This is a genomic window from Providencia vermicola, assembly GCF_020381325.1.
GTDB classification, from domain to species: domain Bacteria; phylum Pseudomonadota; class Gammaproteobacteria; order Enterobacterales; family Enterobacteriaceae; genus Providencia; species Providencia vermicola.
This window is the reverse complement of record NZ_JAGSPI010000002.1, coordinates 75,199-101,757: the sequence shown is the minus strand read 5'-3', so window position 1 is coordinate 101,757 and position 26,559 is coordinate 75,199. Positions and strand designations below refer to the sequence as shown.

The following is a 26,559-nucleotide window of genomic DNA, read 5'->3' as shown; positions in this document are numbered from 1 at the left end:
ATCAAGGACTTGTGTTTGGCACCGAAGGTTAAAATTCATCGCGGGGCGCTGAGGCTCCGCTAATTTGGGGTTAGTATGTTAGCGCTTATTAGAGCGATTATTGTTATTATCTACACCATCCTCGTTTGTGTGGGCGGTGGCATCTACTGCTTATTCAGCCCACGTAACCCAAAACACGTGATGACATTCGGCCATATGTTTGGGCGTTTGTCCGTTGTTTTTGGCATAAAAGTTATCAACCGCGTGCCTAAAAAAGCGAAAGGCTATGGCCCAAGTATTTATATTGGTAACCACCAAAACAACTACGATATGGTCACGATGTCGAATGGTGTGTTGCCTAGAACAGTCACAGTGGGTAAAAAAAGCTTGGTGTTCATCCCTTTCTTTGGTTTTTTATATTGGATCACGGGGAATATTTTGATTGACCGTGCGAATCGTTCGAAAGCGCATAACACAATCTCTCAAGTGGCAGACCAAATCAAAAAACGTAAGATTTCAGTGTGGATGTTCCCAGAAGGAACACGCAGCCGTGGCCGCGGTTTGCTCCCATTCAAAACAGGGGCCTTCCATGCTGCTATAGCAGCGGGAGTGCCGATTGTTCCCGTGTGTGTATCTAGTACACAGGGCAAAATTAAGCTAAATCGCTGGAACAATGGCAATGTTATTATTGAGATGTTAGAGCCTATCGATACCTCAGCCTATAGCCGCGATCAAGTTAGGGAGTTATCGGAGTATTGTCATTCATTGATGGAAGCTAAAATCAAAGAGCTTGATTTAGAAGTGGAAGAAATGAATAAGCAAGCTAAAAAATCGTAATAACTTAATTGGATAATATAAAAAGGGCGATGGAAATCATCGCCCTTAGTTTTATCTGTGTATGCCAACTAACATCAAGCCAATAACCATTTCTTTGCCCTATATTCATCCATAATTAATAAACCACACAATTTATAATTCTATTAATTAAATTTTTATATATTAGAAAGATATTTTTAGAATTTAATCTTTTTTCGCGATATCATGGCTCACAAATTTAGCGAAGTAACAAATTGTTGTCTCTAAGTCGTATTATTACTAGCGCCAATCTAAAATTAGCCAATCCATAGGCTGAAAATTTCGAATATTAAAAAATAAAATGCGCTGGAATGTTTGTTTAGCGGAGAATTTATGTCATTCAATCGATGCCAAACCCTAGTAGCGGTAGGGTTGGCTCTGTGTGTGCTCTATGCGCCAATTAATGCGAGTGCAGAAGGCGCAACTGCATTGCCTGTGCCCCCATTGTTAGAATCTCGGTCTGGACAGCCGATTTTTTTAACACTACAAAAAGTCCATTGGTCTTTTGATGGAAAATATTCTGCGGATGTATGGGGGATTAATGGTTCTTCCCCAGGTCCGACGGTGAAAGTCAAAAATGGCGATGATATCAAGCTAATATACAGCAATCGCTTACCCGAAGCGGTTTCAATGACTGTCAGTGGACTGCAGATACCTGGCACACAAATTGGTGGTGCAGCAAGGTTAATTTCCCCTAATGCGGATTGGTCTCCAGTGATCCCAATTCGCCAAAATGCGGCGACGCTTTGGTACCATGCAAATACGCAAGGAAAAATGGGGCAGCAAATCCATAATGGGTTGTTGGGTATGTGGATTATCGAAGATGATGTTACAAAAAGCCTTCGTTTACCTAACCATTATGGCGTAGATGATTTTCCAGTGATCATTCAAGATAAACGCTTGGATAACTTTGGTGTTCCTGAATATAAAGCCAATGAAAATGGTTTTCTCGGGGATACATTATTAGTCAATGGTGTACAAAACCCCTATATTGAAGTGTCTCGCGGCTGGGTACGCTTAAGGTTATTAAATGCATCAAATTCACGTAATTATGTAATGAAAATCAGTGATGGTCGCCCATTTGCGATGATTGCCTCGGATCAAGGATTATTAACGGTTCCAGTGAATGTTCAAGAGTTACCTCTTGCACCAGGTGAAAGACGTGAAGTATTAATTGATATGGCTAAAACGCAGGAACTGACTATTACTGCTGGCGAATCTGCTACGTTTATGGATAGATTAAAAGGATTGTTTGAGCCTTCGAATAGCTTAATTTCGACGAATGTGTTGACCATTAAAGCGACGGGGTTGATGTCATTGGTAACCGATGGTTTACCAACACAATTGACGGAAGATAAGACGCAAGTCACGTCCAGTATTACACAAAGAGATATTCATCTTAATGATGGTTTTGGTATTAATAATGCAGTCATTGATACCCGTCGTGTGGATATTACCAGCCGCCAGGGAAATTGGGAGCGTTGGGTTGTCACCACAAATGAACCTCAAGCATTTCATATTGAGGGGGTACGCTTTAAAATTATTAATCGCAATGGGCAACCTACGCCACCTGAAGATTACGGTTGGAAAGATACAGTTTGGGTTAGTGGTCGCACTGAACTATTAGTGCAAATGATGCAACCTTCATACAATCATTTCCCATTTTTATTTTATAGCCAGAATTTAGAAAAAGCAGATTTAGGTTCCGTTGGGCAGATGGTCGTTGCGCCACAAGAAGCGATGCAATACTGATCAAATAGCATAATAGCAAGCAGGGACTTTATTCAGTGCCTGCTTTTTTATGCATGAAATAAATGATTAGCTAAGTGCCACACGGATCCCAAAAGCAATTAAAATCACACCAAGTACTCTATCGACATATTTTTGCACTTTCGCCAACCCTTTCCTGACAGGAGCACTTTGGATAAGAAAGACTAAAATAGGCCAATAAATAACGGCTAATCCCCAAATAATAAAAGCAAACCACAGTTTTTCACTAAACGTTGAATTGATATCCAACACTTGGGTAAATACGGCAAGAAAGAATAGTGTCGCTTTTGGGTTCAATACATTACACAGAAACCCCTGCATAAATGCTTTTTTAAATGAAACAATTTCGTGTTTAGTTGTACTCAAATCGGCCAAATTACTAGACTGAGGCAATAAGCTTTTAACGCCTATCCATACCAAATAAGCGGCACCAGCATATTTTAAAATATTAAATAGCCATGGAGTGGTGGTAATTAATACCGCAAGTCCAGCGACGCAATAAGACATATGCAAGGCAATGGCTGCAATCACACCAAAGGCGGTCATGAGTGCTGCAGAGCGTTGGTAACGGGCGGCATTTTTGACAATAAGAAAGAAGTCGGGCCCTGGTGAGAGCATCCCTAATGCGGCGATCGTCGCCACCATAATGCTGGTTTCGTACATGATACATGTCTCTTTGTTTAGCCCTGTTTTGGTCTTTTTTGGCGCTTAACCATTATCTACTGAATGTCTGGCTCTTCAGAGAGGAAAAACAGGCTCTTTTTTGATTTTTAATGTTATTTTTAGTCTTAATTTTAGCAATTCGAGTATAAGTGATTCAAAGCTGTTTAAGGAAGTTTAAATTTAGTCGACGAAGCAAATCTCTTTACGTATAGTGTGCTCAATTTTTATATTTTGCTTCTAAGGTGAGTAAATGAATATTAGCTTAATCGCAGCAATGGCGATCGATCAGGTTATCGGCATGGAAAAAGCGATGCCTTGGAATTTGCCTGGGGATCTCGCGTGGTTCAAACGAAATACGTTAAATAAACCCGTGATTATGGGGCGTGTGACCTATGAATCTATCGGGCGTCCTTTACCGCAGCGAGTCAACATCGTACTGAGCAGCCACCCAGCAGGTGCGGACAATACCGTTATTTGGGTTACTTCTATTGAAGAGGCGCTTGCCGCCGCGCAAGCGATAGAAGGGGTTGAAGAAGTAATGGTGATTGGTGGTGGTAAGGTTTACCAACAATTTCTACCATTAGCCAATAAGCTTTATTTGACGCATGTTGATGCTGAAGTGATTGGCGATACACATTTCCCTGCATATGAACCTGATGAGTGGGATTCTATCTTTACGGAATATCACGAAGCGGATGAAAATAATACTCACGGGTATTGCTTCGAAATTCTGACGAAAAGAGATTGATTTTTAATCGATTACAAATACAAAAATGGCGCTTAATTGCGCCATTTTGCATTTTATTCAATTAGGATTCTTTGCGACTCTTCTGGTAGGACTTTTGGCGATGATATTGCTTGGTTTCCCAGTGGAGTAGCGTTAAATCCCCTCCCCAGCAACAACCTGTATCCATTGCATATACGTTATCTGGTGTGCATTTCCCTTCCAATGACGCCCAATGACCAAAAAATACCGAATAGTCTTCAGGAAGTTGGCTAGGCAAATCGAACCAAGGTTTTAAAGGCGCAGGGGCTTTTTTCGGATTTTCTTTGCAGATCATATCTAACTGACCGTTGGGGAAACAGTAGCGTAAGCGCGTCAGTGCATTAGTGCTAAAGCGTAATCGCGCGAGCCCCATCAAGCCATCAGACCAATTATTTGGCATGTCACCATACATTGAGTCAATGAATAAAGGGTAAGCATCACTAGATAGAACAGCTTCCACTTCCCTTGCACACATTTTGGCAGTTTCAATGTCCCATTGTGGTGTGATCCCTGCATGGGTCATCACCATTTTTCGTTCTTCATCGATTTGCAGCAATGGCTGGCGGCGTAACCAGTTGATTAGCTCATCCAAATCAGGTGCATGCAATAATTCATCAAGATGATCTTTAGGCTTATTGCGGCTAATTTTGCAATAAATCCCAAGTAAATGGAGATCGTGATTGCCTAAGACTAAACGAGCAGAATCACCTAGGCTTTTGACATAACGCAAAACTTGCAGCGACTCTGCACCTCGAGCGACTAAGTCACCCGTTAACCATAGTGTGTCTCGTTGCGGGTCAAAATTGACACTGTCCATCAATTCACGTAATTCACGATAGCAGCCGTGAATATCACCTACTATATATGTCGACATAATTAATTAATCAGTGTTGGAATTGCCAGACGAAAAGCAGGAATATCCACATGGAAATTATCCCCTTGCGTGCTAATCATCACATAATAGCCCTCCATCGTACCCATTGGCGTTTCAAGAACCGCACCACTGGTATAACGATACTCCGTTCCAGGCTGAATAATCGGTTGTTCACCAACAACCCCTTCACCTTGAACTTCTGTTTTATGGCCATCGCTGTTAGTAATGAGCCAATAGCGGCTCATTAATTGGATAGGATCACGCCCTAAATTGCGAATGCAAATCGTATAAGCAAACACATATCTGGCAATATCGGGCTGAGATTGGCTCTCTATGTAGACACTCTGAACTTGGATGCTCACATTCGGTTCATTAAGCATAGTGCCTCCTTCAACATTCTATTCTGATCGGTTAGAAAGATAGTTTGCCATTTTGCAGTACTGTTCAACAGAAATATTTTCGGCACGGGTGCTTAAGTCGATGCCTAATTCAGTTAATTCTTCAACGCTAAATAAATCACCAAGGCTGTTACGGATGGTTTTACGGCGTTGATTAAAGGCCTGCGTGGTGATCCGACTTAAGAACTTAATATCTTTAACAGGATATGGATTCTCGCGGTGTGGGATCAAGCGGACAATGGCTGAGTCTACTTTTGGTGCAGGAGTAAACGCTGTTGGCGGCACTTCAAGTACAGGTACGACGTGACAATAATATTGAGCCATTACACTCAAGCGACCAAAGGCTTTACTGCCAGGGCCTGCCACCAGACGGTTTACCACTTCTTTTTGCAGCATGAAATTCATGTCAGCTATGGAGTTGGTGAATGTGAATAGGTGAAACATTAATGGTGTTGAAATATTGTAAGGTAGGTTACCAAACACGCGTAGTGGCTGACCCGCTTGTTTCGCCAATTCACCAAAATCAACGGTCATTGCATCTTGCTGGATGATTGTTAATTTGTCTTTAAGCTGTGGATGGACGTGTAAACGCGCCGCGAGATCACGGTCAAGTTCGACTACCGTCATTTTTTCAATGCGGCTACCGACAGGCTCAGTCAGCGCGCCTAAACCAGGGCCGATTTCAACAATGGATTGACCTGGCAGAGGGTTCATTGCATCAACGATGCTGTCGATAATAAACTGGTCAGTTAAAAAGTTCTGCCCGAAACGTTTGCGGGCAAAGTGCCCCTGATGGACTCGATTATTCATGTATTCTTAGATGTCATTTGGATAGCTAATGTCAATGCGGTGATAAAACTTCCCGCATCTGCATGACCCGTACCTGCGAGCTCAAGGGCTGTGCCATGGTCGACGGAGGTGCGGATAAATGGTAGGCCGAGGGTAATATTTACCGCTCTACCAAAACCTTGGTATTTTAACACAGGAAGACCTTGGTCGTGATACATTGCTAAAACTGCATCAGCGTGGTCTAAATATTTGGCTTGGAAAAGTGTATCCGCTGGCAGTGGCCCAACTAAATGGATGCCTTGTGCTCGTAAATTTTCCAATGCAGGTTCAATGGTATCAATCTCTTCTGTACCCATGTGACCGCCTTCTCCTGCATGAGGGTTCAGCCCACAGACATAGATAACTGGTTTTTCAATGCCAAACTTCGTTTGCAAGTCATGATGTAAAATGGTGATGACTTCATGGAGGCTTTGTTGTGTAATCGCGGCTGAAACATCTTTTAGCGGGAGATGTGTGGTCGCAAGGGCAACCCGTAATTCTTCTGTAGCCAGCATCATAACAACACGCTCACAGCCACTACGATCGGCAAAAAACTCGGTGTGCCCACTAAAAGAAACACCAGCATCGTTAATAATGCCTTTATGCACAGGCCCCGTCACAATGGCGGAAAACTCACCAGTTAAGCAACCATCACAGGCTCGAGCAAGTGTTTCAACCACATAGTTGCCATTGTTGACATTAAGCTCTCCTGCTTTCACAGAGGTATTTAATGGCACAGGAACGATGGATAGATGGCCTGCTGTGTGTGCTTTAGGTACGTCATTTGGCTCGTATTTACCCAACGTGAGCGGCAAACTTAATATTTTGGCGCGCTCAAGTAATAAGTTGGGATCTGCGCAAGCAACAAGCTCAACAGGCCATGCCTGTTGAGCGAGCTGAATAAGCAAATCTGGGCCAATCCCTGCGGGCTCACCAGGGGTAATCACAATCGGCTTAGTTAGATTTTTCATCTTGAGCTTGGCTATCGCGACCATCAACAATTTTCACGTAAGCGGAAGCTCGTTGCTCTTGCATCCAGCTTTGCGCTTCTTCGTTAAATTTACGGTTGAACAGTAAACGGTAAGCTTGGTCTTTTTGTGCAGCGTCTGTTTTATCTACACTGCGTGTGTCTTCTAACTGAATTAAGTGCCAGCCAAAACTTGATGGAACAGGTTGGCTTAATTCGCCTTTATTCAGTTTCATCAACGCATCGCGGAATGCTGGGTCGTAAATATCAGGCATATTCCAGCCAAGTTCACCCCCTTTCAATGCACTGCCTGGGTCTTCTGAGTTTTCTTTCGCAGCATCTTCAAATGACACGGCACCAGAGCGGATGTCTTGGGCAATTTTATTCAGTTTTTGTCTTGCTTGTGCATCATCCATAATTGGAGATGATTTAATCAAGATATGGCGTGCTTTTACCTCAGTGACAGAGATAGGCTGGCTGCCTCCACTGACATCATTCACGCGTAAAATGTGGTAACCGACACCCGAACGGATTGGGCCTGCGATATCCCCTTTTTTCGCATTCTTTAATTGTTCAGCAAATACGACAGGGAGCTCTTGCAGACGCGACCACCCCATATTCCCGCCTTTGAGGGCTTGAGGGTCGGCAGAGTAAGCAATGGCTAATTTACCGAAGTCACCGCCTTTTTTCAGGTCAGCTAAAATTTTGTCCACTAACGCTTCTGCAGTTTTTAACTGTTCTGGTGTTGGATTCTCTGGTAGTGGAATTAAAATGTGGCTCAGGTTTACACCCATTTCATAGTTAGCTTGTGAACTCATCTGCTCTGCAAGGGAGTCAACTTCTTGTGGCAAAATGGTAACGCGACGGCGAACTTCGTTATTACGAACTTCTGCAATCAGCATTTCTTTGCGAATTTCACTGCGGTACTGGTTCATGTTGATGCCATCAGCGGTTAAACGCTGTTGCATTTGTTCCAGTGTTAAACCATTCTGACGAGCAATATCGGCGATGGTTGCGGTAACTGCTTCATCAGGGATATTGATCTGCATTTGGTTCGCCATTTGCAGCATGATGTTATCCATCACCAAACGATCAAGGATTTGATGGCGCAGAGTTTGATCATCAGGGATCTGCTGACGTGCGTTTTGTGCATTCAGCTTAACAGTGTTGATCATATTCTGGATGTCACTTTCTAGCACAACTCCGTTATTGACAACCGCAGCCACTTTATCCATTTGCTGTGGCGCAGCCAACGTAGCAGAGCTTGCGAACATCAGTCCCAGAATAAGCGTTCTCCAATTCTTCATAATGGTCCTATAATATTGACTTTGATTCCGCAAAATGCGGGCTAATACGTTGTTTACTCGTCATACTTCGAGTAAATACATCTCAAATTATTCAGAGTAAATACAGTCATACTTCGAGTAAATACATCTCAAACTATTCAGAATAAACGATGTTATTTGTCATCAGAAAGCACGTTGGTAAGGCATGATGCCCGCTTCTAACATTTTCTGACTACCTAAACTATGATTGTTATTTAGGCCTCTAAGTTCCACATTGACTGACCATTTATTGTCATATTCGCTGCTGAACTTCTCTTTTTGCCAGCCGACAATCTTGCGCTCGTAACCAAGGTTGACTGCCCAACAGCAAGTATTGTATTGCAACCCAACCAGTTGGCTTGCAGATTGCTGTTGTTTTGTATCGTAATAATAGGAACCGACAAAGCCCCATTGTTCACTTAACGGCCAACTTACAACTGTACCAACTTGAGAAATACCGCGTTGATATTCGGGTAATTCCTGATTTTTACCGATTTTATCTAAATCACGGAAAGTGGCTTGAATATAATCACGGTCAACAAAACGGTAGTTCAATTGAACTAAACGGTCGGCATCTAAACGGTATTCTGCAACGGCATTACCCATTGTGACGTTACCAAGGCGGCGGTCGTATTGTAACCCACCACGAATGCCCCAGTTTTCATCAATGCGCCACATAGAATCTGTCGCCCACAGTAAAGAACCCGTGTTGCTCTTATCATCAATAGGGCGGTTTGAGTTCCCTGCACGTGGGCGTTCAAAGTAATAGATTTGCCCAACAGAGAAATTAAAACGTTCTGCGAGTGCATCATCATAGACACGCGTGGTTAAACCCGTAGTAAATTGATTTGCAGAAGCGATGCGGTCAAGGCCGCTGTAAATACGTTCACGGAATAAACCACTGTAATCCGATTGCAATAAAGATGAGTCAAAGTTATTGATATTGTCCTGATCTTTATACGGAATATACAGATATTGAACACGAGGCTCTAATGTTTGTACATAATCGCTGCCTTGGAAAAGGTCGCGCTCGAAAACGACTTTCGCATCACTCTTAAACATTGGTAGCACGCGGCTAACGTTTTTCTCTAAGCTAGTGTCCGTATTCGATGTTGGAATATCTTGGTCATAATGGGTGGCATACAGTTTGATGCTGTTATTCATATTTGCCCAGCCATTTGATAATGGCAGGTTCACTTCTGGCTCAATGTGTAAACGCGTTGCATCAGGGTTATTTTTGCCCACGCTGGTAAAACGAGCAGCTTGTGCATAGGTGTGCACATCAAAAGCACCTAAATTATTTTTATAATAATTGAAGTCAACTTGAGGCTCTGCTTTATAAGCGCGTTTGTTCGGGTTATCCGCAAAAATTTGGAATTGTTTGTGGGTAACTTTTGCATTCCAGTTGGTATCCGAATAGCCTGCGCTGAATTTTTGCGTAGCGTAGCCATCAGTTGTACTGCCGTACTGAGAGCTAAAATCCGTAAAGTATTGTGGATCGCTGACTTTGGTGTAGTCAGATGCAAAATTCCAGTGCCCCGCGTAGGTGCCTGAATGACGCCAATAGAATAACCAGCGGTCATCGCTATCACGAGCAGCACGTTTTTCACGGTCTTTATCTTTGATATAAGCCCGGTCACGGGCAATATAATCAAAGGCAACAGTCCCTGTACCTGGTGTAATGAGATAACGGAATTCGTTGTTTAACTTCACACCACGGTGAGTCATAAACTGAGGCGTGATGGTCGCATCGTAGTTAGGGGCAATATTCCAATAATAGGGTAAAGAAAATTCTAAGCCATCATTATTCGAGTAGCTGCCTGTTGGGATCAAGAAACCAGAGCGGCGTTTATTACCAATCGGTAATTGCATGTATGGGCTGTAGAAAATCGGTACATCGCCGACTTTAAAGCGCGCATGCCAAATCTCAGCCACTTCCTCTTCGCGGTCTATAATGACTTCAGAGCCCGCAACGCTCCAGCTATTATTGCCAGGTAAGCACGTGGTAAATGTCCCGTTTTCCATGATGGAATAACGGTTTTCGCCACGCATTTTCATTTTCGTCGCATCACCACGGCCTTGGCGACCGACCATCATGTAGTTACCGTCATTTACGTCGGTATTTTTATTATCTAAATTTGACCAAGCAGAAGGGCCTTTTAAGATAATTTGAGGGTCATCGTAGTGAACGTTACCCGTAGCAGTGACTTCGCGAACGGGGGGTTGCCCCGCAGTTTCAGTCTGCGTTAATTTAACTTTATCAGCCGTCAGTGTTTGGTTCCCTTGTTGGATATCGACATTACCGTCATATTCAACAAAATTAGGGTATTCACCACGAACATCTTCAGCCGTAATATTAATAGGCAGGTTGTTAGGGTCGCCTTTTACAATCGGTTTTGTATAAACAGGGACACCCAGCATACACTGCTGCGCAAGGTCAGCATGCGCTTGCTGACTGTAAATAGCCGCCCATACAAGGGTGGCAACTAGTGTTGGATAGCTTTTTTTCATCATTAAATATGCGGTTCCGTCATCATTGGCACAGCCAGCAAACGCTCAAAGACTAACTTAGCCAACCACTTTGCGCCAGTATAATGTAAGAAACTTTACGCGCGGGTAGTTATGCATAGAGCAGAATGAATAGTATGATAATGCAAAATTGCATTTTGAGCATTGAAGAATTGAGGGATATATGCACTATTGGGGTAAAATTATTGGCGTAATACTCGCAATCGTCTCTGGATTAGGCTTTTGGGGGGCGTTAGCGGGGTTAATTATTGGTCACGGCTTTGATAAAGCATCAATACAACGTAAATTTGCCGGGTCGATGAATAAACGTGATCGCCAAATTATTTTCTTTGCGAGTACTTTCCAGATTTTAGGGCATTTAACCAAGTCTAAAGGCCGTGTAACCGAGACGGACATTCAGCTCGCATCAAATTTGATGGATAGAATGCAACTGCACGGAGAAACTCGAAAAGCCGCTCAACAAGCCTTTCGTGAAGGGAAGTCGCCTAACTTTCCATTACGTGATGTTTTAAAACAATTACGCATGGCGTGCTATGGTCGTTTTGACCTAATTCAGATGTTTCTGGAAATTCAATTACAGGCTGCTTTTGCCGATGGTTCACTCCATCCAAACGAAAGGAAAGTGCTGTTTATCATCGCAGAAGAGTTGGGTATATCAAAAGTTCAGTTCGAACAATTCTTAGATATGATTCAAAGTGGTCGCCAATTTGGTCAAGGATACTCCCAGCAGCAATCAGGGGGCTATTACCAGCAATCTAATGGTCCAACCTTAGAAGATGCCTGTAAAGTCCTTGGTGTGTCTCCTAGCGATGAACCGACTAAAATAAAACGTGCATATCGCAAGTTAATGAGCGAACACCATCCAGATAAATTAGTGGCGAAAGGTTTACCGCCAGAAATGATGGAAATCGCGAAGCAAAAAGCACAATCAATCCAAGCGGCGTACGACTTAGTGAAGAGTTCACTTGGCTTCAAATAAATTTCCCCGTCATATTTCGCGCCGCAGCGTTGTTGGCTGCGTTCGCGCACCCTAGTCACATACTTTTGTATGTTCCTAGGGATTCGCTCTCTTGCCGCCTAGCTGCAACACGAACTCTTTAGGGGAAAGAGGAACGTGGTGCGACAATTAAAAAAACCAAAAAATTGAAATTCAGATAGGCGGGTTTATTATCGTCTTTCATCTTGTCATATTTTGCGCCGCAGCGTTGTTGGCTGCGTTCGCGCACCCTAGTCACATACTTTTGTATGCTCCTAGGATTTGCTCTCTTATCGCCTAGCAGCAACACGAACTCTTTAATCCCCGTCATATTTCGCACTACCGCTTTGTTGTCTTCATTCTCGAGCCCTAGTCACGTAGTTATCTACGCTCCTAGGGCTCGCTCAATCGACGCCTTGCGGTAGCACAAACTATCTAGGGGAAATAGGCTAGCTTAAGAGCAAAAAATCAAAGATAAGAACATAAAGACTATCTCTAGTCACGTAGTTATCTATGCTTTTAGGGTTCAATTAAAGCCTATTCTAGAAACAACAATTGGGGAAAATAACAAGTGCAAAAATAGAGTGAATTAATTTTTGCACTTAGGATATTGAAGTTTAATCAATCGCTTGAATAAGCTTAAAAATCAGGCGGGCAGGTAAAATGCATAGGTGTGCCATATTCAGGGTGCGTGATGTATAACTCCTGAGCATGTAACTGCAAACGAGGTGCAAGGGCTTTGGCCTCATCGTGGGCATAAAAACGATCGCCAAGGATAGGGTGGCCCAATGCAAGCATATGAACGCGCAATTGATGGGAACGCCCCGTAATCGGTGATAGTTTCACGCGAGTAGCTTGTTCTTCACGCGCCAATACTTGGTACTCCGTTTGTGCCGACTTACCTGTTTCAAAGCACACTTTTTGCTTGGGTCGGTTTGGCCAATCGCAAATCAGCGGTAAATCAACTAACCCTTCATCTTTTTCTAAATGACCCCAGACACGAGCAATATAGAATTTTTTGGGCTCACGTTCCCTAAATTGGCGTTTTAGCTCACGCTCAGCCTTTTTGTGTAATGCCACAACCATGACGCCACTAGTCGCCATATCTAAGCGATGTACGGATTCAGCAGCAGGAAAATCACGTTGAATACGGCTCATAATGCTATCGTGGTGCTCAGGGGCTTTTCCGGGCACAGAAAGCAGTTCGCTTGGCTTATTCACCGCAATAATATGGTCATCTTGGTATAGAACATGCAGCCAAGGTTCAAGTGGTGGATTGTAAGGTATCATTCAATTACCCGTTATACTTCAAGTTGTAGGGGTGTTGGTGTCGCCCAGATACTCGGGTCATATGTTCCCCGAGATATCTTTGCTTGCCGCCTACCTACAACTCGAATTATTTAGGGTAATTCGCTTGTTCCGCAAAAATTTTACGTAAAAAAGCCCTTAAATCGAGTTGTAGATTTTAAATTCACAATCGAACCATAACGTGTTCTATGGTTCGATTGTTATAGCTTACTGATGCGTCACGACAACTAAGCGAATGGCATCGAGGCGCCACGTGGCTTGGTCAATATTGGTCATCAGTTGTTGGCGTTCTTCCTCAATAATATCCAGCTCTTCATCACGGATATTTGGGTTGACCGCTTTTAGCGCCTCTAAACGAGAAAGCTCTAAGGTTAACGCTTTATCAGCGGCATCTTTCGCGCTCTCAATCAGTAATTTCGCTTCTTTTTCCACCATCGGTTCAGACAAACGCAGAACTGAATGCACTTCATTTTGCACTGCATTCACCAGTTTGCTCGCCATATGACGGTTAATGGCATTTAATTGGCGGTTAAAACTTTCAAATTCCACTTGAGAAGATAAGTTATTACCTTTTAAATCAATTAATAAACGTACTGGTGTAGCGGGTAAGAAACGGCTAATTTGCAAGTTTTTTGGCGCTTGCGCTTCGACCACATAAATTAACTCAGTCAATAACGTACCGACAGGTAATGCTTTATTTTTCAGTAAAGAAACGGCGCAGCTGCCAGTATCACCCGATAGCACTAAATCTAATCCATTACGGATGATTGGGTGTTCCCAGCTGATAAATTGCGTATCTTCACGGGAAAGGGCTTGCTCCCTATCAAATGTAATGGTGCAACCATCTTGTGGAAGACCTGGAAAATCAGGGACTAGCATATGGTCGGATGGTGTTAAAATGATTAAGTTATCGCTCTTATCTTCCTGATTAATACCAACAATATCAAACAAATTTAGTGCGAAGTTAACCAGCTCAGTGTCGTTATCGCCTTCACCAATCTCTTCTGCTAGCTGGTTGCCTGCGTCTCCGCCGTTTGAATGCATCTCCAGCAAACGGTCACGGCCTTGTTCTAATTGCAGTTTCAAGCTGTCGTGTTCATCACGGCATGTTTTGATGAACTCATCAAACCCTTCGGTGACAGTCGGTTCAGCCATAAATTGCAGCAGTGGTTGGTAGTATTTATCGTAAATGGCGCGACCTGTCGGGCAGGTATGCTCAAAGGCATCTAAACCTTCGTGGTACCAGCGAATTAGCACTGCTTGCGCGGTATTTTCTAAGAAAGGCACATGAATGCTGATGTCACGACTTTGACCAATACGGTCTAAACGACCAATACGCTGCTCTAGTAAATCAGGGTTAAACGGCAGATCGAACATTACTAATTGGTTAGCAAACTGGAAGTTACGGCCTTCTGAACCAATTTCAGAGCACAGTAATACTTGCGCGCCTTCTTCTTGAGAAGCAAAGTAGGCTGCAGCACGGTCGCGTTCCAACAGTGATAGCCCTTCATGGAAGACGGCGGCACGAATTGCTTCACGTTCACGTAATACTTGTTCTAATTGCAGTGCAGTTGCTGCTTTTGCGCAGATAACTAGGACTTTTTCATTACGATTCGCGGTTAGAAAGCCCATCAACCATTCAACGCGTGGGTCAAAGTTCCACCATGTCGCATTTTCCCCTTCAAACTCTTGGTAAATTTGCTCAGGGTACAGCATCTCTTTCGCACGGGTTTCCGTGTCTTTTTTGGTTCCCATAATACCTGCGACTTTAATTGCAGTCTGGTATTGGGTCGGTAATGGCATTTTTAACGAATGTAGCTCACGACGAGGGAAGCCTTTAACACCATTACGGGTATTTCTGAATAACAGACGGCTTGTGCCATGCCTGTCCATTAACATGTTAATCAGTTCTTGGCGTGCTGCAGTGCCATCTTCTGTTTCAAGGTTAGCGGCTTTTAGTAATGGCTCAATATCTTGCTCTTTGATCAAATCATTGAGTAAGTTTTGTTGATCATTAGTCAGTTTATCGCCAGATAACAATAATGAAACGGCATCAGCAACAGGGCGGTAGTTATCTTGCTCTGCAACAAATTCTGCATATTCATGGAAACGGCTTGGGTCGAGAAGACGCAAACGTGCAAAGTGACTTTCTTGGCCAAGCTGTTCAGGTGTCGCGGTTAACAGAAGGACTGATGGAATATTTTCTGCTAAAGTTTCAATGACTTGGTATTCACGGCTTGGCGCTGCTTCACTCCATTGTAAATGGTGGGCTTCATCGACAACCATCATATCCCAGCCTGCTTCAACCAGTTGATCGAAACGCTGCTTATTGCGACGGACAAAATCCAGTGAACACAGGACTAATTGCTCGGTTTCAAATGGGTTATCGCTATCGTGTTGTGCTTCGCTATAGCGGCTATCATCAAACAGCGAAAAACGCAGGTTAAAACGGCGGAGCATTTCCACTAGCCATTGGTGCTGTAAGCTATCAGGAACAATGATGAGGACGCGCTCAGCACGGCCTGCAATGAGTTGCTGGTGGATAATCATCCCAGCTTCAATAGTTTTTCCTAAACCGACTTCATCTGCGAGTAAAACACGTGGATGATGGCGTTTGCCTACTTCGTTGGCAATGTGTAATTGGTGTGGAATTAAACTGGCGCGTATGCCACGTAGGCCTGTTGCTTGGTGCTTAACTTGCTCGCTTTGAAATTTACGTGCGCGAAAACGCAGTGCGAAGCGATCCATACGGTCAATTTGCCCTGCAAATAAACGGTCTTGCGGTTTATTAAAGGTCAATTTACTATCGAGAAACACTTCTCTGAGGCTTACATCGGTTTCTTGCGTGTCTAAACGCGTACCAATGTAAGTTAATAATCCTTTATCTTCTTCAATGCTTTCAACTTGAAGTTGCCAGCCATCGTGGCTGGTGATGGTATCACCTTCATTAAACATCACTCGGGTAATGGGCGCATCACTGCGTGAGTAAAGGCGGTTTTCGCCACTTGCAGGGAAAAGTAACGTTACCATGCGGGTATCGATAGCCACAACGGCGCCTAATCCAAGTTCGCTTTCTGTATCGCTGATCCAGCGTTGACCAAGAGTAAATGGCATAGATTTAACTTAATTCCATAAATTTGTGAGTTATTCTTAGATTTTTTAAGACAATTTTTATCAGAGTCTTCGCCCAGTGTTGGTGCAACTAATCATCTGTTGCGCAAGGAAGAATTCGATTTTTTGTAAAAATAGTCATTACCTGATGATTAATTATACACATTAATAGATTCAAATTGCAGTGGCTCACCATCATTGCTTGTTCTTCTTAGCGAAAAACGCGTTAAAGATAAGGCAAGAAATGCTGATTGAATTATAACGAGTATTGCTGATTATCGCGCATTATTTGTGCAGTCAAGCTGTGCGGATATCAAAGGGGCGTTATATTAATTCAACCGCGGCTTATCGTCACCTGTTAAAAAAGCATCAGTGGAATAATAAATTTTAAAACAACAGGGTGATTTGGCCTGTTAATAGGGTATCAAAGTCATCCTGTAGAAAAGGTAAAATTGCATCAGCTATTGGTTTGATTTGCTTAGAAATATAGTGTTCATAATCTGGTTTTGCTGTCACGATTTCGAGGGGTTCAGGCCCAGCCTGCGTGATGATATAGCTTATCCAGCCCCCATTTTGGTACTGTAATGGGCGTTGCAATTTCATATTATAGTCATCTGCGGCACGTGCAGCGCGGACATGAGGCGGAACATTACGTTGATAATCTGTGAGTTTTCGACGTAAGCGCTTACGATAGATCAAGCGGTCATCAAATTTACCCTCACGAATATTTTGGATATATTCACGAATATATTCACGATACGCTTGCCGATGAAAAATTCGGGTGTAGAGCTCTTTTTGAAAAATTTGTGCTAGCGGAGTCCAATCTGAACGGATCGTTTCTAGCCCTTTGAATATCATTTTATCTTGGCTTAAACCCGCATAACGTTTTTTACTGCCCATTTCCGCACCACGCACGGTCGGCATGAGAAAACGGCGGTAATGCGTTTCGTACTCAAGTTCAAGCACACCTTCGAGCTGCCATTCATCTTTTAAGTGCTGTTTCCACCAAGTGTTAACGTAATCACGCAGAGCATAGCCAATATTTTGTGCTTGTTCCTCGCTGTGTTGATCGCGTAGCCAGACAAATGTGGAGTCTGTGTCCCCGTAAATGACTTGGTAACCTTGGGATTCAATCAATCGCTTGGTTGTACGCATGATTTCATGGCCGCGCATCGTAATCGAAGCGGTTAATCGCGGGTCAAAAAAACGGCAACCTTCTGCGCCAAGCACACCTGCAAAGGCATTCATAATGATTTTTAGGGCTTGAGAAAGTGGTGCGTTATGTTCTTTCTTGGCTTTATCGCGCTCTTGCCAAATATGGCTAACAATATCAGGTAAACAATGGGTTGTACGCGAAAACCATGCTTGGCGAAAACCTTGAACAGAATGTTGTGGGTCAGGATGAGCAAGCCCTTCAATCATGCCCGCAGGGTCAATTAAAAAGGTGCGAATAATTGAGGGGTATAGGCTTTTGTAGTCTAGCACTAACACGGAGTCATACAACCCCGGTTGTGAGTCCATTACAAATCCCCCTGGATTTAACTGCATTTTGTGCTCAGTCAAATTTGGTGCAACGAAGCCAAGGCGATGTAAGCGTGGAATATAAAGATGGGAGAATGCAGCAACAGAACCCCCCATTTTATCTGGCACTAAACCTGTAACGGATGAACGCTCTTGCAAGAAAGCCATCAGATCGGTTTTTTCGAAAATGCGGTGGACTAAAATACAGTCTTGAATGTTGTAGTGCGCTAACGCGGGTTTATCGTGAGCAAAGCGACGGTTGATTTCGTCCATTCGATCGTAGGGGGTATCAATCGCTTTACCTTCCCCTAAAAGTGCTTGTGCGACAAATTCCAAACTAAATGAAGCAAAATGCCATGTCGCATTTTTAAGTGCATCGATGCCGTCGATAATTAGCCGCCCTTGAGCTGAGGCGAAGAAAACACCTTGTTTGAAGCCATGTTCCCGCCACTCAAGTTTTGTTCCTTGCCGGCCAAATAACAACGGAATGCCATAGCGTTCTGCGTGTTTTTGCAAAACCTGTAAGTCGAACTGGATTAAATTCCAACCGATTATGGCATCAGGGTCATATTGTTGTAGCCACTCATTGAGTTTATCGAGCAATTGAGGTCGGCTATTTACATACACAAGGCGGTGATCTGAATTTAATGCAGGGCCTTGCTCAGGGCCTAACATAAACACCACATTGTCACCACAGCCAGATAGCCCGATGGAATACAGCTCGCCATGTTGACTGGTTTCGATATCAAGAGAAACGGCTTTAATGTTCGGGCGATAACCTTCACAAGGTTTGAGCTGGTATTCACCACGCGAATTACGGAAAAACCACACAGGCGCTGTAATGAAACGCTCCATTAAATAGCGTTCACAAGGGCGAATATCCGTTTCAAATAGCTCAACACCGAATTCTTTACAGCTTTTTTCGATATTTTGTAATTGGCGATATTGATGGCAATAGATGGCGTAGACTTTTTCCCTTTTAAAGTCAGATAGTTCGAGTAATCGGTAGCTGACATTTGGTTGCTCATCTAAAAGATGTTGAACAATCGGCAGTTTTGAGGCGGATAAAAAGCCAATTGCTTTTTGATTAGGAATGGTTACTTTTTGTGGGTGTGTGTCTGTAAGAAGCCAATACGTGACCTCGACGCCGTGGCGGGTGTCTTTCCAGTGCCGGCTCAAGATAAAGCCTTGTTGTGCAGGGGTCATTGGTTGGGGCATTGGGCAACTCGGTTTGCTAATATCCCCAATAATATACGACAATAGTGTGAATTTATACAGTATTAATTGGTGTTGGTGACACGAAGAAGTGCAGAGGCTGCGCTTTGCCCTTGCAATAAAGCCTGTGTATCGCCGTCATAGGCAATTTCACCAGCAGCTACCACTAAGGTTCTTGGTGCGATTTGCAAGGCATCGTCCACATTATGAGATACCATTAATAGTGTGATGGACTTTTCCGCACAGACTGTTTTTAACAACGTAAGCATTTCATGGCGAAGCGCAGGGTCGAGGGCTGAAAAAGGTTCATCAAGCAATAAGATCGGTTGATTGCGAACTAAGCAGCGAGCCAGTGCAGCACGTTGGCGCTGTCCTCCTGAAAGCTGTGCGGGCAAGCGGTCTAAGTACTCAGTTAGGCTGACATGGGCTGCAATTTGCTCGACGATCTGCATTTGCTTTGTGCTTAAGCGCAGGCTTGGCTGCAAACCGAGGCCGATATTTTGCCGTATCGTTAAGTGTGCGAATAAATTGTTTTCTTGAAATAGCATGGAAACAGGGCGTTGTGCTGGTGGGGTAAAGGTATGATCCCGCCCATTAAGTTCTATTGTGCCTGTTTTAGGAAATTGAAAACCGCTGATTAAGCTGAGTAACGTACTTTTCCCCGCACCGCTTGGCCCCATAATCGCGACACATTCCCCTGGTGCTACTGAAAAATCAAATGACATTGTCAGGTTATCGTATTGGTAATCTAATTGCGTCAGTTTAATCATGGTGTTTTCCTGAAATACGTTCGAGCAGGCTAAATAAACAAAAACACAGTAATAACAGTAGCATCGCTGTTACTGCACCATCGTTGGTGCGATACGCCCCTATTTGTTGGTACAGATAATAGGGAAGCGTGCGGAAATTTTCATTGCCAAACAGGGCTACGATGCCAAAATCCCCCACCGAAATCACACAAGCGAATGCGAGTGCTTGGGCAATAGGCTTGCGTAATACTTTGAGCTCAATAATTTTAAAACGGTTAAACCCTGTTATTGCCAAGGATTGACATAAAGGGTTATATCGCTCCGCAGTGTCTCGCATTGGATTTTCTAGGACTTTTAAGGCATACGGGATAGCCAACAGGGCATTGGTCATGATCACTAAGGGGTAGGGGGACTCGGGTAGTCCAATGGTTTCATTGAAAAAGATAAAAAATCCCGTTGCAAGTACAATCCCCGGCATGGCTAAAATAATTAAACCGCTTAATTCAATCGCTTGTCCAAGTCGTATTGCGTGGCGCAAACGCAGCTCACGGCTACTCCAAAGCAACATTAAAGTGAGGATCACACAAACCACACCTGCGCAGAGTGCAATAAAAAGGGATGTTCCTGTGGCTTGCCATAATGCAGGCTGCTGTAAAACAGAGAATAACTGCCCGTTTAAACCATCAAAAAACACTGCAAGCAGCGGGGGAAGCAGCAATAACATCGCCGCCGTAATTAATAAGCAGTCACGAATACGGCGAAAAAGGGTATCTGCGGGGTCTACCCACCGCGTTTGCTGGCTAAAACCAACAGAAAATAAGTTATTGATTTTTTGGCAGACAAACATCAATCCAATACAGAAAAACAATTGGATGAGCGCCAAAATGGTGGCTCTACCAAGGTCAAAATCATAATTAAGCGCTTGATAGATTGCGAGCTCAATCGTTGTTGCCGAAGGGCCTCCACCTAAAGCGAGTACAGTGGCAAAACTGGCAAAGCACAACATAAAGATCAGTGCGGCAGTTGGTAGAATTTGCCTACGTAAATAAGGCCATTCTAGTATCTTAAACTGCTGCCACTCATTAAAACCTAATTGTGCGGTCAATTGCCGTTGTTCAATGGCGATGTTTTCTAAGGATTGCAGCAACATCCTTGTGGCGAGCGGCATATTAAAGAAAATGTGCGCAAGTAAAATCCCCTTTAAGCCATATGGGGAAAAGTGATATTCCACGCCTAGCCAGTGGCAGACTTTTGCCAGCCAACCTGTTTGTCCATATACCGATAAAATACCAAAAACAGCGACTAAAACGGGGAGGACAAGTGTCATCGCACAGAGGCGTATAAATAATGTCCGCCCCCAAAAACGGCGGCGATAAAGCGCTCTCGCAAGGAAAATGGCGGGAAGCACAGAAAAAACAGCCGATAAAAATGCCTGCCAAAAGGTAAAGCCAATGACATGCCATAGATAACTATCGCTGATAATGTCATCAATGGCTATTTCAGGCGCAAAAAACCAGAGCGCCCCAAAGCTGAGGAGCGCTATCGCAATTAATAAACCGGAAGCGAGAACTCCCGGTAATAAAGAGAGATTAATTAACGACTGACGGCGGCTTGCCATAAACGTGTCCAATTTTGACGTTCTTTAGCCACTTCTTGTGAACTAAATTGTAAGGCTTTTTCTGGTAGAGGGAGTTGGTTGTAAACGTCTGGAAGGGGGATATCAATGACAGGGTACATCCAGTTAGTGGTCGGTAAAGTATTTTGGAAATCAGGAGTTAAAACAAATTGCAAGAATTGCTTAGCAAGTTCAGGCTGTGGGCTGTTTTTTAATCTTGCAGCAACTTCCACTTGCATGTAATGGCCTTCATTAAATAAGGCCGCGGCATAATTATCTTTTTTATCATTTAGCATCTGGTAGCCTGGCGATGAGGTATAGCTCAGAACAAAATCCCCTTCACCTTTTAAGAATAAACCGTATGCCTCGCTCCAACCTTTGGTGACCGTTAGGGTTTTTCCTGCCATTTTTTTCCATGCATCAGCGGATTTATCACCATACAGTTTTTCAATCCATAACATCAGCCCAAGTCCTGGTGTGCTGGTGCGTGGGTCTTGGTAGATGATTTTCCAGTTATTTTCGCTATTTAATAGTGCATCCATACTTGTGGGAGGTTGTTGGATTTTATTCTTGTCATAAATGAATGCAAAATAGCCATAGTCATAAGGAATGAAAACAGAGCTATCCCATGCAATGGGTAATTTTAGTGCGGTTGTGTCAATCTCAGCTGGGGCAAAAAGGCCTGTTTTCTCAGCAGAATCTAATAGGTTGTTATCTAGGCCTAAAATAATGTCAGCTTTACTTTTCTTGCCTTCCATTCTCAAACGATTTAACAAGGCAACGCCATCACCTAACGCAACAACTTTTAATTCACAGTCACACTGAGCTTCAAAATTCTTTTTAATTTGCGGGCCGGGTCCCCACTCTGCGGCAAAGGAGTCATAGGTATAGACAGTTAGGGTCGGTTTCTCTGCCCATGCGAATTGACTCAAACTGAGTGCACTGAGGGTAAAAATCGATGCTATAATTTTGTTTTTAAACATGCTTTTTCCTGCGCTAAAAAGAGAGTGACACAGGATTTGAGAGTAAACCGATGCAGGTTTGCAGGCGGTGGCTCAAATCCCTACGCCGGTATTAACCGGATCAGGTTCTACGGGTTATTTCTCAGCCAAAATAAATTTAGCACCCCGTTGAGACACTCACTATTGTAGAGACTTCGGACATATCTGCAAACTGTATTGATATAGGTTTACCAGTTAGGGTATGTGTGAAACAATTAGGTATCTTTCAAATTTGGTTATTGGGGTAGTCGAGTGATTGATGATGATGGCTACCGCCCGAATGTAGGAATTGTAATTTGTAATCGGCAAGGGCAGGTTCTATGGGCTCGCCGCTATGGTCAGCACTCATGGCAGTTTCCTCAAGGGGGCATCAATCCTGGGGAATCACCAGAGCAAGCGATGTATCGTGAGTTATACGAAGAAGTTGGGCTACAGCGTAAGGATGTTAGGTTACTGGCATCTACCCGTAATTGGTTACGTTACAAATTACCCAAGCGTTTGGTGCGTTGGGATACAAAACCAGTTTGTATTGGGCAGAAACAGCGTTGGTTTTTACTCCAACTGCAATGTAATGATGCCGATATAAACGTGCAGCGCAGTAAATCGCCAGAATTTGATGGCTGGCGATGGGTCAGTTATTGGTATCCTGTCAGGCAGGTGGTTTCTTTTAAACGGGAAGTCTATCGCCGTGTAATGAAAGAATTCGCTCCAGTTGTTATGCCTTTACAGGAACAGAAATTACCACAACGACCCGCTTTTAATAACCGTAGGCGCGGAGCAAAGTAAGCCTATGTTGATGCGTTTACGTGAAATTGTCGAAAAAGTTGCGATGGCGACAAGTTTGACTGATGCGCTAGAAGTGTTGGTGGATGAAACCTGCAAAGCAATGCGAACCGATGTGTGTTCGATTTACTTGGCAGATCACCCCCGCCAATGCTATTACTTAATGGCAACCCGCGGGTTAAAAAAACCTAGCGGGATTGCTATTCGCCTTGGTTTTGATGAAGGTGTTGTTGGCGCTGTTGGGCGTCAATCTGAAATGCTAAACCTCGCTGATGCTCGTGAACACCCTCAATATAAATACCTTCCTCAATTAAAAGAAGAGCAGCTTAAAGCATTTCTGGGTGTCCCTATTGTTTATCGGCGCCAATTATTAGGTGTGCTTGTCGTTCAGCAGCGTGAAAAACGACTGTTTAATGAGACAGAAGAGTCTTTTATGGTGACGCTGTCGATGCAGCTTGCCGTGATTTTATCACAAGCACAAGCCAAAGGGATTTTTGGACAGTATCGGCAAAATAGAATTAAAGCTATCCCTGTTTCTCAGGGAATATCAATGGCCTATGGTTGGCAAGACAATTCACAGCCCTCTTTTGATAGCATCAGCCAAACTAGCGCCATTAATATCGATAGTGAAAAGCAACGTTTAATTACCGCCTTAGAAAGTGCGACCGCAGAATGCCGGAGGATCAGCAAACGCTTTATGGCGAGTTCTGCAAAAGAAAGCGCAGCAATTTTTGACCTTTATAATCATTTGCTTAGTGATCCTCAGCTTAAAAAACATCTATTTGCAGCCATTGATGGCGGAGCAGCTGCTGAATGGGCGGTGAAAACGGTTATTGAAAACTATGTTGAGCAATTCTCTCGTTTACGTGATCTCTATTTAAGAGAGCGGGGCGCAGATCTCAAAGCGTTAGGTCAGCGTTTATTATTTCATCTTGATGATTCGTTAAAGGCGAATGAACAGTGGCCCGATCGCTTTATTTTAGTGGCTGATGAACTCAGTGCCAGTGTGCTTGCTGAGTTGCCGATGGAGCAGCTGGCAGGTGTTATTGTCCGTGATGGCGCAACGCATTCGCATTCAGCAATTTTAATCCGAGCAATGGGTATTCCCGCCATAATGGGAGCGGATATTGAACCGTCTCTACTGCATAACCGTCATTTGATTTTAGATGGTTACCGTGGTGAGGTTTTCATCGAGCCCGAAAACCTAATTACTCAGGAATATCAGCAAATTATTGAAGAAGAGAATGTGATTAGTCGTTTGGCTGAGGGAACTTTAGAGCAAGATGCAACCTTAATAGGCGGTGAACAAATACAGATCCACCTAAACGCAGGGTTAAGTCCGCGCTATGAGCAGCAAATTAATACAGGGGTTGATGGTGTTGGGCTATACCGTACAGAATTACCATTTATGCTGCACAATGGTTTTCCTTCAGAAGATGAACAAAAACAGCTATATAAAGAAGTTTTACAGTTATTTCCAACAAAGCCAGTCGTGCTACGCACCCTTGATATTGGGGCAGATAAGCAGCTTCCTTATATGCCTATTAGTGAAGAAAATCCAAGTCTAGGTTGGCGAGGGATCCGCATAATGCTTGATCAGCCTGAGATTTTTTTAATTCAATTAAGGGCGATGCTACGGGCTAATGCATTATCTGGAAATTTACGCATTTTGTTGCCTATGGTGACCAGTATTAATGAAATAGATGAAGCTATTTTATTAATAAAAAGAGCGAAAGGCGAGGTCAGCCAATTGCTTGGACAGCCAGTACAAATGCCACAAATTGGTGTAATGCTTGAAGTGCCTTCGTTGTTATTTTTGTTGCCAGAGATAAAAAAACGCGTAGATTTTATTTCTATTGGTACCAATGACTTTACACAATATTTACTTGCTGTTGACCGCAATAATACACATGTTGCTGCGCTATATGATAATCTCCATCCAGCGGTTATTCGCTTTCTGGCTAAGGTCAGTGAAGAGTGTCAGCGTTTGGCGCTTCCTGTCAGTGTGTGTGGTGAGATGGCAGGCCAGCCACTCAGTGCTATGATATTAATTGCCCTTGGTTACCGTTCTTTAAGTATGAGTGGGCGAAGTGTTCCGAGGATGAAGTACCTTATTCGTCAACTTGATCCTGAGCTAATGGCGGATTTGGTAGATAAATTATTAATGGCAGAAACATGTGAAAATGTTCGAAAAGAAGCGAGCCACTTTATGGAAATTCATCGCTTAGGTGGGTTTGTTCGCGGTGGAATTTAGCTTCCTTATTTTTGCGTGTTTGCGGTTAAATTATTATATTCGAGTATAAGTTACCATACCTTTTGTTGTATGCTTTTGCGCTCATTCAAATGCGTTGATGTGTATTGGATATTTTATAGCCAGCCAACTATTGGCTTAATCATTAAAAGTGGGGAACGATGAGTAACAGCTACTTAGCATTTCCGGAAATTGATCCTGTTATGTTCTCAATTGGGCCAGTATCGTTGCACTGGTATGGTTTTATGTACCTCGTTGGTTTTGTTTTCGCATTATGGTTAGCAGGGCGTCGTGCTGCAAAACCAAATAGCGGCTGGACTAAAAACGAAGTTGAAAACCTGCTGTATGTTGGGTTTGTGGGTGTATTTGTTGGTGGTCGTCTTGGCTACGTATTTTTCTATAACCTCCCAGTTTTCCTTGATGATCCGCTTTATCTCTTTAAAGTTTGGGATGGCGGGATGTCCTTTCATGGCGGCTTAATTGGTGTGATTTGTGCCATGATGTGGTTTGCACATCGTACTCGTCGTCGTTTTCTTCAAGTTTCTGACTTTGTTGCTCCGTTAATCCCGTTTGGTTTAGGAATGGGGCGTATCGGTAACTTTATTAATGGTGAATTATGGGGACGTGTAACCCTTGATACGCCTTGGGCTTTCCTATTCCCGCATTCACGCAGCGAAGATATTCAATTGGCTGCGCAGGACCCTTCTTTATTACCGATTTTAGAGCAATATGGTGTATTACCAAGACACCCTTCACAGCTTTATGAAATGTTCTTAGAGGGTATTGTCTTATTCCTTATCCTGAATTTATTTGTTCGTAAACCAAGGCCAATGGGGAGCGTTTCAGGGCTATTTTTAATTGGTTATGGTGCGTTTAGGATTATTGTTGAATTCTTCAGGCAACCAGATGCCCAGCTTGGGTTATTTGGCGGTGTTAGTATGGGGCAAATTTTATCTATCCCAATGATCATTATTGGTATTTTAATGATTGTTTGGGCATATAAATATGGTCGAAATGTCCCTGCTCATAAGCCAGAAAAAGAGCCTAAAGGTAGTTAACTCACCTTGTTGTTGAG

At 43.4% G+C, this 26,559-nt stretch carries 20 protein-coding genes and 1 riboswitch; of the genes, 7 read left to right on the top strand and 13 right to left on the bottom strand.

The genetic code is table 11. The annotated features are described in order from the left end of the window. Window positions 1-75 precede the first annotated feature (75 nt). On the top strand, window positions 76-816 hold the full coding sequence (locus tag KDJ85_RS03020; RefSeq protein WP_225818423.1) for a 1-acylglycerol-3-phosphate O-acyltransferase: 741 nt from the start codon (window positions 76-78) through the stop codon (window positions 814-816). 351 nt (window positions 817-1,167) lie between these two features. Next, window positions 1,168-2,586, top strand: a complete 1,419-nt coding sequence (gene ftsP / locus KDJ85_RS03015) for a cell division protein FtsP (protein WP_225818422.1) — start codon at window positions 1,168-1,170, stop codon at window positions 2,584-2,586. A gap of 66 nt (window positions 2,587-2,652) precedes the next feature. On the opposite strand, the gene KDJ85_RS03010 is transcribed toward ftsP, so the two are convergent. Next, window positions 2,653-3,267: a LysE family translocator gene (locus tag KDJ85_RS03010; RefSeq protein ID WP_225818421.1), complete on the bottom strand. Its 615-nt coding sequence runs from the start codon at window positions 3,265-3,267 to the stop codon at window positions 2,653-2,655. 250 nt (window positions 3,268-3,517) lie between these two features. Here KDJ85_RS03010 and folA point away from each other — a divergent pair, with 250 nt between their 5' ends. After that, window positions 3,518-4,015, top strand: a complete 498-nt coding sequence (gene folA / locus KDJ85_RS03005; protein ID WP_225818420.1) for a type 3 dihydrofolate reductase — start codon at window positions 3,518-3,520, stop codon at window positions 4,013-4,015. Window positions 4,016-4,076: 61 nt separating this feature from the next. Here folA and apaH read toward each other — a convergent pair whose 3' ends face one another. From apaH to lptD, 6 genes are all read right to left on the bottom strand, one after another. After that, window positions 4,077-4,907, bottom strand: coding sequence for a bis(5'-nucleosyl)-tetraphosphatase (symmetrical) ApaH (gene apaH / locus KDJ85_RS03000; RefSeq protein ID WP_225818419.1), 831 nt, complete (start codon window positions 4,905-4,907; stop codon window positions 4,077-4,079). Between the two features lie 2 nt (window positions 4,908-4,909). Then, window positions 4,910-5,287: a Co2+/Mg2+ efflux protein ApaG gene (apaG, locus tag KDJ85_RS02995; RefSeq protein WP_047755704.1), complete on the bottom strand. Its 378-nt coding sequence runs from the start codon at window positions 5,285-5,287 to the stop codon at window positions 4,910-4,912. Window positions 5,288-5,305: 18 nt separating this feature from the next. Further along, window positions 5,306-6,115 carry a 16S rRNA (adenine(1518)-N(6)/adenine(1519)-N(6))-dimethyltransferase RsmA gene (gene rsmA, locus KDJ85_RS02990; protein ID WP_225818418.1) on the bottom strand — a complete coding sequence of 270 codons (810 nt, stop codon included), beginning with the start codon at window positions 6,113-6,115 and terminating at the stop codon, window positions 5,306-5,308. Further along, the gene (pdxA, locus tag KDJ85_RS02985; protein ID WP_225818417.1) at window positions 6,112-7,104 is read right to left on the bottom strand and encodes a 4-hydroxythreonine-4-phosphate dehydrogenase PdxA; all 993 of its coding nucleotides are present in this window, start codon (window positions 7,102-7,104) and stop codon (window positions 6,112-6,114) included. The genes rsmA and pdxA overlap by 4 nt, the downstream gene beginning before the upstream one ends. After that, window positions 7,088-8,440: a peptidylprolyl isomerase SurA gene (surA, locus tag KDJ85_RS02980; RefSeq protein ID WP_225818416.1), complete on the bottom strand. Its 1,353-nt coding sequence runs from the start codon at window positions 8,438-8,440 to the stop codon at window positions 7,088-7,090. The genes pdxA and surA overlap by 17 nt, the downstream gene beginning before the upstream one ends. Window positions 8,441-8,569: 129 nt before the next feature. Next, complete coding sequence (gene lptD / locus KDJ85_RS02975; protein ID WP_225818415.1) at window positions 8,570-10,939, bottom strand: LPS assembly protein LptD; 2,370 nt, start codon at window positions 10,937-10,939, stop codon at window positions 8,570-8,572. A gap of 178 nt (window positions 10,940-11,117) precedes the next feature. On the opposite strand from lptD, the gene djlA reads away from it, so the two are divergent. After that, window positions 11,118-11,933, top strand: coding sequence for a co-chaperone DjlA (djlA, locus tag KDJ85_RS02970; protein WP_225818414.1), 816 nt, complete (start codon window positions 11,118-11,120; stop codon window positions 11,931-11,933). A gap of 636 nt (window positions 11,934-12,569) precedes the next feature. Here the strand turns inward: djlA and rluA are convergent. The 6 genes from rluA to thiB all read right to left on the bottom strand — a co-directional run bounded on the left by rluA (window position 12,570) and on the right by thiB (window position 22,432). Next, window positions 12,570-13,220, bottom strand: a complete 651-nt coding sequence (gene rluA / locus KDJ85_RS02965; protein ID WP_225818413.1) for a bifunctional tRNA pseudouridine(32) synthase/23S rRNA pseudouridine(746) synthase RluA — start codon at window positions 13,218-13,220, stop codon at window positions 12,570-12,572. A 225-nt stretch (window positions 13,221-13,445) separates the two neighbouring features. Continuing rightward, window positions 13,446-16,352 carry an RNA polymerase-associated protein RapA gene (gene rapA, locus KDJ85_RS02960; RefSeq protein WP_219244428.1) on the bottom strand — a complete coding sequence of 969 codons (2,907 nt, stop codon included), beginning with the start codon at window positions 16,350-16,352 and terminating at the stop codon, window positions 13,446-13,448. 384 nt (window positions 16,353-16,736) lie between these two features. Continuing rightward, entirely contained in the window at window positions 16,737-19,088 is a 2,352-nt protein-coding gene (locus KDJ85_RS02955) for a DNA polymerase II (RefSeq protein WP_377210617.1), read from the bottom strand. A 62-nt stretch (window positions 19,089-19,150) separates the two neighbouring features. Beyond that, the gene (gene thiQ, locus KDJ85_RS02950) at window positions 19,151-19,855 is read right to left on the bottom strand and encodes a thiamine ABC transporter ATP-binding protein ThiQ (RefSeq protein WP_225818412.1); all 705 of its coding nucleotides are present in this window, start codon (window positions 19,853-19,855) and stop codon (window positions 19,151-19,153) included. Beyond that, complete coding sequence (gene thiP, locus KDJ85_RS02945; protein ID WP_225818411.1) at window positions 19,848-21,452, bottom strand: thiamine/thiamine pyrophosphate ABC transporter permease ThiP; 1,605 nt, start codon at window positions 21,450-21,452, stop codon at window positions 19,848-19,850. The genes thiQ and thiP overlap by 8 nt, the downstream gene beginning before the upstream one ends. Beyond that, a complete protein-coding gene (gene thiB, locus KDJ85_RS02940) occupies window positions 21,428-22,432 on the bottom strand; it encodes a thiamine ABC transporter substrate binding subunit (RefSeq protein ID WP_225818410.1) in 1,005 nt (334 codons plus the stop codon). Before thiB ends, thiP begins: the two co-directional genes overlap by 25 nt. 59 nt (window positions 22,433-22,491) lie before the next feature. Further along, a riboswitch (TPP riboswitch) is annotated at window positions 22,492-22,589 on the bottom strand. A gap of 113 nt (window positions 22,590-22,702) precedes the next feature. Between thiB and rppH the strand changes: the two genes are divergently transcribed. From rppH to lgt, 3 genes are all read left to right on the top strand, one after another. After that, the gene (gene rppH / locus KDJ85_RS02935; RefSeq protein WP_206083716.1) at window positions 22,703-23,236 is read left to right on the top strand and encodes an RNA pyrophosphohydrolase; all 534 of its coding nucleotides are present in this window, start codon (window positions 22,703-22,705) and stop codon (window positions 23,234-23,236) included. A gap of 4 nt (window positions 23,237-23,240) precedes the next feature. Next, entirely contained in the window at window positions 23,241-25,487 is a 2,247-nt protein-coding gene (ptsP, locus tag KDJ85_RS02930; protein ID WP_225818409.1) for a phosphoenolpyruvate--protein phosphotransferase, read from the top strand. A 158-nt stretch (window positions 25,488-25,645) separates the two neighbouring features. Next, entirely contained in the window at window positions 25,646-26,542 is an 897-nt protein-coding gene (lgt, locus tag KDJ85_RS02925; protein WP_225818408.1) for a prolipoprotein diacylglyceryl transferase, read from the top strand. Window positions 26,543-26,559: the final 17 nt, after the last annotated feature.